Here is a 467-nt window from a genome sequence, read left to right as displayed (position 1 = left end):
AGCAAATATCAAGCCAGCCTGACCGGCGCGCGTCGCATCCCGATGTGTGGCCCGCTCTGCGGGCCAGATTTTTTGCGCCCTGTGCATCAATCTCTAATGCGGCGATGGGCATCCGGCACATGTCCGCGCCATGCTTTTTGAGCGTCAACAGTGGTTTTGTGCGAAACACGATGTCCTGGCGCGCCCTCCTCGCGACATCGATCGATTCTCCGGATGTTCGTTGACGAAGTGTAAGCGTTTCGCCATAGGCGTGAAGACGCAGGGCGAAGCGCGCGTTTGCGGTAGCGTTGATGCCGCGCTTTCGGCCACGCTGCCCGGATCCATCATCGCCTGGCAAAACAGCGGATATCCTCTGAAGGAAGACGGTTGAACTCCGCGGCAGCAATAACACTGTCCTCGACGAATCGACTTCCCCGACCAGAAGCACTACGATCAAAAACATGCCGGCCGCCATGGCAGGTGCTTGC

General features: G+C 58.7%; 1 protein-coding gene. It reads right to left on the bottom strand.

Going from position 1 to position 467, the window contains the following annotated elements; all coding sequences use genetic code 11:
- Positions 1-442 (bottom strand): hypothetical protein (locus U5A58_RS40520; RefSeq protein WP_321965466.1); only part of this gene is annotated, 442 nt, incomplete at its 3' end.
- Positions 443-467: the final 25 nt, after the last annotated feature.

It is taken from the genome of Paraburkholderia sp. J7 (genome assembly GCF_905220155.1).
Lineage (GTDB): Bacteria > Pseudomonadota > Gammaproteobacteria > Burkholderiales > Burkholderiaceae > Paraburkholderia.
This window is presented reverse-complemented; position numbering and strand designations above follow the sequence as displayed.